The 9289-nt window shown below is 39.5% G+C and carries 8 protein-coding genes; 6 read left to right on the forward strand and 2 right to left on the reverse strand.

The genetic code is table 11. The features are described 5' to 3' along the window. The 3 genes from UC75_RS02875 to UC75_RS02885 form a co-directional block, all read left to right on the forward strand. Positions 1–990 (forward strand): GntP family permease (locus tag UC75_RS02875; protein ID WP_228137041.1); only part of this gene is annotated, 990 nt, incomplete at its 5' end. Positions 991–1023: 33 nt separating this feature from the next. Next, positions 1024–1809 (forward strand): 3-hydroxybutyrate dehydrogenase, encoded by a 786-nt coding sequence (locus tag UC75_RS02880; RefSeq protein ID WP_049836614.1) that lies wholly within the window; start codon positions 1024–1026, stop codon positions 1807–1809. A gap of 327 nt (positions 1810–2136) precedes the next feature. Continuing rightward, on the forward strand, positions 2137–3123 hold the full coding sequence (locus UC75_RS02885; RefSeq protein ID WP_049836615.1) for an AraC family transcriptional regulator: 987 nt from the start codon (positions 2137–2139) through the stop codon (positions 3121–3123). 68 nt (positions 3124–3191) lie between these two features. On the opposite strand, the gene UC75_RS02890 is transcribed toward UC75_RS02885, so the two are convergent. Both UC75_RS02890 and UC75_RS02895 read right to left on the reverse strand, forming a co-directional pair. Further along, on the reverse strand, positions 3192–4535 hold the full coding sequence (locus UC75_RS02890; RefSeq protein WP_049836616.1) for an MFS transporter: 1344 nt from the start codon (positions 4533–4535) through the stop codon (positions 3192–3194). A gap of 16 nt (positions 4536–4551) precedes the next feature. Then, positions 4552–5763: an OprD family outer membrane porin gene (locus tag UC75_RS02895; RefSeq protein ID WP_416202205.1), complete on the reverse strand. Its 1212-nt coding sequence runs from the start codon at positions 5761–5763 to the stop codon at positions 4552–4554. A gap of 367 nt (positions 5764–6130) precedes the next feature. On the opposite strand from UC75_RS02895, the gene UC75_RS02900 reads away from it, so the two are divergent. The 3 genes from UC75_RS02900 to UC75_RS02910 form a co-directional block, all read left to right on the forward strand. Beyond that, on the forward strand, positions 6131–7381 hold the full coding sequence (locus UC75_RS02900) for a dienelactone hydrolase family protein (protein ID WP_049836618.1): 1251 nt from the start codon (positions 6131–6133) through the stop codon (positions 7379–7381). A 12-nt stretch (positions 7382–7393) separates the two neighbouring features. Next, complete coding sequence (locus UC75_RS02905) at positions 7394–8179, forward strand: SDR family oxidoreductase (RefSeq protein WP_049836619.1); 786 nt, start codon at positions 7394–7396, stop codon at positions 8177–8179. 43 nt (positions 8180–8222) lie between these two features. Beyond that, on the forward strand, positions 8223–9289 hold a 1067-nt coding region (locus tag UC75_RS02910; RefSeq protein WP_228137042.1), incomplete at its 3' end, for a styrene monooxygenase/indole monooxygenase family protein.

Below are 9289 nucleotides of genomic sequence, written 5' to 3' on the forward strand. Positions count from 1 at the left end.
ACCATCGCGCTAGGTGCATTTACATTTACGATGGATGCTTTGCCGGGTACGCCACAAATCCAAAACGTAATTCCAACTACATTCTTTGGCACCAATATTTATGCCGCACCATTTCTAGGAATTATTGGTGCTATTTTTGTTCTATGCATGGGTTTGAGCTACTTAGAATGGCGTCGTCGTGCTGCTGCAAAAGCTGGAGAAGGGTTCTCTGGGTTTGGGGTAGACAATACACCATCTCAAGAAATTGAAGCCGAAATGCCTCTGCAAAATAATGGAAGTACAGCTCGTCAGTTCTTAGCGTTTGTACCCCTTATTCTTGTTGCAGTAATGAATAAATATTTGTCTAAAGCAATTAAAGAGTGGTATCCAAATGGCTTTGATTTTGCCACCGTTGGTTTAGCTGATTATACCGTCGATGTTGCAAAAACTGGTGCAATCTGGGCGGTTGGACTTGCGCTGATTGTCGGGATTATTTCTGCAATTTTATTTGATTATCAGCGTGTCGTGACGAATTTTAAAGAGGGCATTAATGCCAGTATTAGCGGCTCACTTTTAGCAGTGATGAATACGGCTTCTGAGTATGGTTTCGGAGCAATTATTGCCTCATTACCGGGCTTTGCCGTGATTAGTCATGCAATGAGCAGTACCTTTACAAATCCATTAGTGAATGGGGCGGTGACCACAACCGTATTAGCAGGTATTACCGGTTCAGCTTCTGGTGGTATGAGTATCGCTTTAAGTGCGATGGCTGAACACTATAACGCCGCGATTTTAGCCGCTGGTATTCCACCAGAAGTTATGCATCGTGTGGTTGCAATGGCATCGGGTGGTATGGATACACTTCCGCATAATGGTGCTGTTATTACTTTACTCGCTGTTACAGGTTTAACCCATAAACAGTCGTATAAAGATATTTTTGCAGTCACAGTAATTAAGACATTAGCGGTATTTGTGGTGATTACGGTCTTTACCGTAACAGGTATTGTTTAAATCAGCACGTTATAAGTATTAAGGAGTAAATAGATGACTAAACTTTTAGACGGTAAAGTTGCTTTTATTACAGGTTCTGCAAGTGGTATCGGTCTAGAAATTGCTAAGAAATTTGCTCAAGAAGGTGCCAAAGTTGTCATTTCTGACATGAATGCTGAAAAGTGCCAAGAAACGGCGAACTCACTTAAAGAGCAAGGTTTTGATGCATTATCTGCACCATGTGATGTAACTGATGAAGATGCTTATAAACAAGCCATTGAGCTGACTCAAAAGGCCTTTGGTACGGTTGATATCTTAATTAATAATGCTGGCTTTCAACATGTTGCGCCTATTGAAGAGTTTCCAACGGCTGTTTTTCAAAAGCTAGTTCAGGTCATGTTAACAGGGGCATTTATTGGTATTAAACACGTTTTTCCAATCATGAAAGCTCAAAAATATGGTCGTATTATTAATATGGCTTCAATTAATGGCTTGATTGGTTTTGCTGGAAAGGCAGGTTATAACAGCGCGAAACATGGCGTGATTGGCCTAACAAAAGTTGCGGCATTGGAATGTGCACGTGACGGTATTACGGTAAATGCTTTATGTCCGGGTTATGTAGATACGCCATTGGTTCGTGGGCAAATTGCAGATTTGGCTAAAACCCGTAATGTGAGTTTAGACAGTGCGCTTGAAGACGTAATTTTGGCCATGGTTCCTCAAAAACGTTTACTTTCTGTTGAAGAAATTGCTGACTATGCGATTTTCCTTGCGAGTAATAAAGCAGGTGGAGTAACAGGCCAGGCTGTTGTTATGGATGGTGGTTATACGGCCCAATAATTTAAGTATTTTATAAAAGCCGCTTATTTTAAATAAGCGGTTTTTTATTCATTAAAATTTACGATAGTCTACTGTTCAAAATAATGATTTATCTCTACTCTATTTGTTTATAAAAAATCTAATAAAATAAGTTTGTTAAAGTATGAAATTATACTTTAAAGGTATTTAACTTATTTCCATTTTTAAAATCTAATAGAGTATGAGAAAGTAATCTTTACTCTCTTTCTTGATTAGATATTTTTTCAGGAAAATTCGTCAATTAAAGGATATTAATTGGCATACAAGTTGCTTTTTAAGCAATAAGTTATTTAGCTAGGTGAAAAGGATATGATATCACTCAGCCAACAGACGGAACTCAATCATTATTCACGCAAAGCTGAATTTGCGCAGAATTTGATGTCCACAATTTGTGGTGAACACCGTCTAGACACAATTTACAAAGACACTCTCGATTTTCACTATGACGGAATGCGTTTGCCTAATAAAAAAATGGCGATCGGTACAATCAGTTATGGTGCAAACGTTGCCATTAACATCTCAAATTTAAAAGCGTATAGCATTAGTTTGCCGATACAAGGTCGACAAGCTCTCAAGATTCGCGGTGCTCATTATCAATCTGATGAAAACAGGGGCCTTATTGTTTCAAACAACGATCAGCAAGATTTGATTATCGATAAAGACTGTAGAAAATTTCAGGTGGTTATTCCTGAGCGGAGTATGCAGATTGTTCTTGCGGATCTACTCAATAAATCTATAGAAGCTCCCATTATTTTTAACCCTGAAATGCATCTGGACTCGGAGCAACTGATTGGTGCATGGTGGAAGAACATTCAAAATTTTGTACAGTTAAAATCGCAATATAGCAATTTTTATGGTTTGCAGATGTTGTCTGAAGACTATGAAAATTTTGTAATTAAAGCGTTATTGTTGTCTCAAGAAAACAACTACTCTGAAGCTTTAAAGTCACTCTCACATCAGGATGAGCCAGCTTATATTCGTAAGGTTCGTAATTTTATTATTGAACATGCGCACGAAGAAATCTGTGCAGAAGATTTGCAACGTCTGGCTGGGGTTTCAAAATCAAAATTGTATGACGAATTTCAACAGTACTACGGCACCAGCCCAATGTCGTATTTGAAGAAATATCGTCTCCAACAAATTTATAAAATCCTGAGCACCACAGGAGCAGATAGAAAGGTTTCTATTTCAAAGCTTGCCTATGACTGGGGCTTTAACCATTTAAGTCGTTTTTCTCAAGAATATCGTGAAGAATTTGGCGAAAATCCAAGTGAGACCAAAGGCAAAATTTTCTAATATTTAATTTTTCGCAATAAAAAACTGATTTAGGCAACTAAATCAGTTTTTTATTTGTTGATTAATATTTATAGACTTTCCTCTAGCTTTAACACTTGTTTGTTTTTAGATTTCTCATAAATCACTTTCAGGCTAAGTGCAATAAATGAGATGAAGGTTGGTAGTGCGAGAATAAAGAAAATACCGCTTAAGCTTAGGTTGAAAGTGAAAATGAGTGAGCCAAAGAAAGCGCCTAAAATTGCACCGATACGACCAATACCATGCATCCATGAAACGCCAACTGCACGGCACACTGCTGGATAGAACATAGCTGCAAGTGGCAGTAATGAAGACTGTGCACCAGCCAGTAATGCACCAATTAAGAAGATAGTAAGGCCTAATAAGAAAATATTTGAGCTCACTAGACCTGCAACAATGAATAGTCCAAAAGCGATGAGATATGAATATTTAATGACTGTAGTTGGGTTAAGTTTATCCATGTACCATCCCATAATGGTTGCACCAATCACACCACCAAAAGGGAAAATTGCGGCAATTAAACTAAACTGTTGGGTACTAAAACCTGCTGTTTTTAAAATCGTTGGCATCCAGCTTGTTAAAAGATAAAACACCAATAGACTGGTAAAACAGCAGAGCCAAAGCATGCTTGAACCCCACAGATATTTATCTAAAACGACTTTAACTGGATTTTCATCTGAGGTATTTTCTGCTTGAGTTAAAACAAGTTTTACCGGCTCTTGAAAAGAATGGCCTTGAATATTTTCTAAAATACGCTGAGCTTTGTCTTGTTTATGACGTGTAATTAAGTATTGAGTTGATTCTGGTAATTTAAGTAATAAAGCAACCACTAAAATGAGCGGAATGCTTCCTCCAATAATAATCACTTTTGCCCAGCCATAACTTTCTAATAGATAAGCTGATAGCACACCGCCGCAAGAAATACCGAGCATGAAACCACAGCCAGCAAGACCTGTTAAGAATGCTTTACGTTTTACAGGCATATATTCAGAGACAATCGTACTGATGTTTGGCATGGCTGCCCCTAAACCAACACCTGTAATAAAGCGATAAATCATTAAGTCTTGAGTTGAATTAGCAAAGCCACACAAAATTGTAAATATTGAAAATAAAAGGCTTGTAAAAACAATGACGCCTTTACGTCCAAACTTATCAGATAAAGGCCCCGAAATGATTGCACCGATTGACATGCCGACTAAGGCAGCACTTAAAACCGGAGCGAGTTGAGGCTTGGTAATACCCCAATCATCTAATAATGCAGGAGCAATAAAACCAATAATTCCGGTGTCTAGACCATCACAGAAAAAGACGAAAAAGCCTAGGATAAAAACCATCCACTGTAGCGGAGACAGTTTCTCACGGTTGATAATCGTGTTTGCATCTATCGTTTTCATATATATTCCTTATTCATTAAAATTTTTTGCTGTAATTGACGAAGAAACGGTTTTCAGAGAAATCGTTCCCATGCTTAACGTCGTAATTGATGAAGATGTACTGAAGAGCTAAACCTTTGAGGAATGGCTGTTGAAGGGCATAATTGACAATAACGTTTGCTTCACTTTCTTTATTTTTTAAGCCATCTGCTGTTTTAAAGTGATCACCATATACATATTTGAAAGTCGTATTTAAACCCGGCACGTAATCTTTAAAGTCATAGCCATAAATGAAGTGGTAAGACTTTTCATCTTGTTTGAAAAAACCACTGGTGTTCCAGTTAATGAAATAAGTTTCAGGCAAGAAACCATCTGGTAACGGGTAAGCAGACTCACCAATAATTTGCTGATAACCTAAACCAAAGCTATGATTTTTTACTTTAAGCGTTTCTAGTAACCCTACATTTTGTGCATCGATGTCAAAAAGATTTCCATTATCTTTGGCATTGAAATATTTGAACTTTGAATTAACTGAAAAATTAGAATTTTTCCATATATGGTCAATGCCGACATAGTGTTTGTTATATAAATCCTCCATATTCCCAAAGTAATATTCACCCTTCAATGTAGGCGTAAATTGATAGCGCAGATCTATGTAGTTAAGTCCGTCGGTGTAGCCAGTCACACCTTTTGAAGTAAAAGAAAATCGATGGAAATCTTCTTCATTTCGCGGTGATACTTTTTCAATACGGCCAATTTCTGCAAAAAGCTTATCGTTTAGCTGGCTCTTAAGGTTAGTTCCCCAATAAGATGTCAGGAGTTGTCGACTTGCATCTACAGTGGTTACGGGTAAATCCAGCCATAATTCACCAATGCTGAGTAGCGTCTTGTTATAGCCTAACTTTAAGGTCGCGCCGTATTTTAGATAATCAGGTGCTTGTGACTGCGTCGCTTTATCGAAAGGTAACACCGTATCTGCAACATGTTTATCTTGGCTTAAACGAACCGCATACTGTGCTGAAGCATTTGCGCCAATTTGAATTGGGGTTCCTCCAATTTCTAACGGCGTATCATGCATATTTGAGTTGTAAAATAGAGAAACTGATTGTGACCAGCTACCTGTATCTTTTACATCTGGATTGTCATAGTTTCTGTCTATATATGCATTTTTTAATGTAAATTTCCATTCTTCATCCGCTGAATAAGCCTGAGTAGAAAATGCACTGCAACATAAAATATTGATGAGCATTAACGTTTTTTGTTGTCCATAAATTGGCCATGGTCGATGCATAAATAAACGCCTTAATTTAGAAAATGACTGGGCTTTTTTATGTAATCAAACGAATTACATGACTTGATTGAACTATTTTTAGCCAATCGTCACTATCCAATAAGTCCTAATCTTCATCCATTTTTTCCAAATGAGATAAAAAGTATTAATTTAATTTTTTAATTTAAACTTTTGAAATATAGGTATTTCTTATTTTTTTAGTTTTTATCCAGTTTGATGGATTTTGATAATTGCGCAGAGATTGGATAGTGCTTGCAGCTTTTGGACAGTCTAAAAAAAAATTCGGATAGAAGATAAAGCCATAACAATGTCAGGAGTTGACACTATGGCTGGTCAAACCATTCAAATTCAAACTGCATCTGGAAAGCAGTTCGGTGCATATCTAGCGACACCAGAAACAGGAAAAGGACCTGGTGTGGTGCTTTGTCAGGAAATCTTTGGGGTGAATGCAGCCATGCGAGAAAAAGCAGAATTTCTTGCAGAAGAAGGTTATACCGTTTTGGTTCCTGATTTATTTTGGCGTGTAGCACCTAATATTGAACTGGCTTATACACCAGAAGATTTTCAAAAGGCTTTTGAACTTTATCAGCAATATGATGAAAATCTCGGTGTAGAAGATATTCAAGACAGCTTAGCTTTTTTAAAGACACGACCAGAATGTGACACCTCTACAGGACTTGGTGTGGTGGGTTACTGTTTGGGTGGAAAGCTTGCGTACCTTGCAGGATGTCGACTTTCGGAAGTGGCATGTGCCGTAGGTTATTACGGTGTAGGCATTGAAAAAGCGCTAGATGAGTTAGCCAACGTAAAAGGGCGTTTGGTTTTACATATTGCAGAACTGGACCAATTTACACCGCCAGATGCAAGACAAGCGATTGTTAATGCAGCCAACCAATATTCAAATGTACAGGCCTATGTTTACGAAGGTGTTGATCATGCCTTTGCACGCCCTAAAAGCAATCATTACCACAAACCTTCAGCACGCTTTGCCCACGAGCGTACAGTAACAACACTACATGAAACGATTGGGCCGAAATATGACTTAGTTTCCTTATGGGAAGAGCATATTCGTCATGAGTTTGATACGCGTGATGTGCCAGCAACCATGGCAACGATGGTTGCAGAACCGTATGTGAACCATATTCCAACTTTAACTGGTGGTGTAGGCCAAAGCCAGCTTGCCCGTTTTTATCAATATCACTTTGTTCATCAAAATCCGAAAGATATGAAGATTACCTCGATCTCTCGTACGGTTGGCTCAACGCAAGTGGTGGACGAATTCATTATGAGCTTTACCCACGACGCTGAAATTGACTGGTTATTACCAGGTGTAAAACCGACTGGTAAATACGTCGAAATTCCAATGTTAGGTGTAATTCAGTTTAGAGGTTCAAAGTTGTGTCATGAACATATTTATTGGGACCAAGCGTCGGTGCTCGTTCAAATTGGTTTATTAGACCCGAAAGGCTTGCCAGTTGCAGGTGTCGAGACAGCTCGAAAACTTCTTGATGAAGATCTTCCTTCAAATACTTTGATGCCATCTTGGTCAAGTAGTGAAGGCAAGCCAGTCAATTAAGGAGGATCTGCAATGAATATAGATTTAAAAGGAAAAGTCGCGGTGGTGAGCGGCGGCGCAACACTGATTGGTAAAGCTGTTGTACAAGCTTTGGTGTGTGCTGGTGCTCATGTCGCTATCTTAGATATTGATGCCAAAGGCAAGGCGATTGCAGAAAGCTTTAACCATGATGTGATGTTTATTCAAACCGAATTAACCAGCGATGCGGCTATTCAACAAGCTGTGGCGGATATTCACCAACATTTAGGTGAAGTGAGTTACTTGGTGAATTTGGCATGTACATATTTAGATGACGGTTTTAAATCATCACGTCAGGATTGGTTACAAGCACTCGATATTAATTTGGTCTCTACCGTTGAGCTGAGCCGTGCTTTTTACAATGACCTAAAAAAGCAGCAAGGTTCAATCGTTAATTTTACTTCAATCTCGGCCAAAGTGGCACAAACAGGGCGCTGGTTATATCCAGTGTCTAAAGCCGCGATACGTCAACTCACACAAAGCATGGCAATGGATTTTGCTGCCGATGGTATTCGCGTCAACTCCGTTTCACCAGGTTGGACATGGTCTCGAGTCATTGCAGAAGTCAGTGGTAATAACCGTGAAAAGGCAGATAGCGTGGCAGCCGATTATCACTTGCTAGGCCGATTGGGTCATCCTGAAGAAGTTGCCAATGTTGTTTTGTTTTTATTGTCACCCGCTGCGAGTTTTGTCACCGGAGCTGATTATGCGGTCGATGGCGGGTATTCAGTGATGGGCCCTGAAGGATCACAGCCCGCTATTCCACGTTTAGCCGAATAGCACAGCGTTTTAAAAGCACATTTAGAAAATTATGGAGAATATTATGCGCCGTATTGCAATTGTTGGAGCAGGGCAGTCTGGTTTACAGCTTGGTTTAGGTTTATTAGATACAGGCTATGACGTGACCATGATCACCAACCGAACTGCCGATGAAATCCGTCAAGGTAAAGTCATGTCAAGCCAGTGTATGTTTCATACCGCTTTACAAACTGAACGTGACTTGGGACTAAATTTTTGGGAAGAACAATGTCCAGCGGTAGAAGGTATCGGGCTGGCTTTAGTTAATCCTGAAAATGGTGGTAAAGCATTTGAATGGAGTGCTCGTCTTGAACGCTACGCTCAATCGGTCGATCAACGCGTCAAAATGCCATATTGGATGGAAGAATTTGAACGCCGTGGCGGTCGATTAGTGATTCAAGATGTGGGAATAGAAGAGTTAGAACAACTCGCAAACGACTACGAGCTTGTATTACTCGCGGCTGGCAAAGGTGAAGTCGTTAAACAGTTTGAGCGTGATGATGCACGCAGTGTGTTTGATAAACCACAGCGTGCTTTGGCTTTGACCTACGTAAAAAACATGAAGCCAATTTCGCCATACTCTCGTGTGACTTTTAATATTATTCCTGAAGTCGGTGAGTACTTTTCTTTTCCGGCACTTACTGTGAATGGTCCTTGCGACATTATGGTGTTTGAAGGAATTCCAAACGGTCCAATGGACTGCTGGCAAGATGTCAAAACACCTGAACAGCATCTGCAATGCAGTTTGGACTTACTCAAGAAATTTGTGCCTTGGGAATATGAACGCTGCGCGAATGTTGAGTTAACCGATGCAGGTGGATATTTGGCAGGGCGTTTCCCACCGACCGTACGCAAACCAATTTTGAAATTACCGTCTGGCAAGCAAATTTTTGGCATGGCAGATGCCTTGGTGGTGAATGACCCAATTACTGGTCAAGGCTCAAACAATGCGGCTAAGTGTAGCAAGATCTATTTCGATGCCATTTTAGCCAATGATAATCAAGGTTTTAGCGAACTATGGATGGTTCAAACCTTTGAACGTTATTGGGCTTATGCAGAAAAAGTCGTGGCTTGGACCAATAGCCTGTTAGT

The organism is Acinetobacter sp. V2 (assembly GCF_001188385.1).
Taxonomy (GTDB): Bacteria; Pseudomonadota; Gammaproteobacteria; order Pseudomonadales; family Moraxellaceae; genus Acinetobacter; species Acinetobacter oleivorans.

Bases quoted from the DNA above. Each gene is read 5' to 3' on its own strand.
- UC75_RS02885 (WP_049836615.1), top strand. From the start codon at position 2,137: ATGATATCACTCAGCCAACAGACGGAACTCAATCATTATTCACGCAAA.
- UC75_RS02890 (WP_049836616.1), bottom strand. From the start codon at position 4,535: ATGAAAACGATAGATGCAAACACGATTATCAACCGTGAGAAACTGTCT.
- UC75_RS02895 (WP_416202205.1), bottom strand. From the start codon at position 5,763: ATGCTCATCAATATTTTATGTTGCAGTGCATTTTCTACTCAGGCTTAT.
- UC75_RS02900 (WP_049836618.1), top strand. From the start codon at position 6,131: ATGGCTGGTCAAACCATTCAAATTCAAACTGCATCTGGAAAGCAGTTC.
- UC75_RS02905 (WP_049836619.1), top strand. From the start codon at position 7,394: ATGAATATAGATTTAAAAGGAAAAGTCGCGGTGGTGAGCGGCGGCGCA.
- UC75_RS02880 (WP_049836614.1), top strand. From the start codon at position 1,024: ATGACTAAACTTTTAGACGGTAAAGTTGCTTTTATTACAGGTTCTGCA.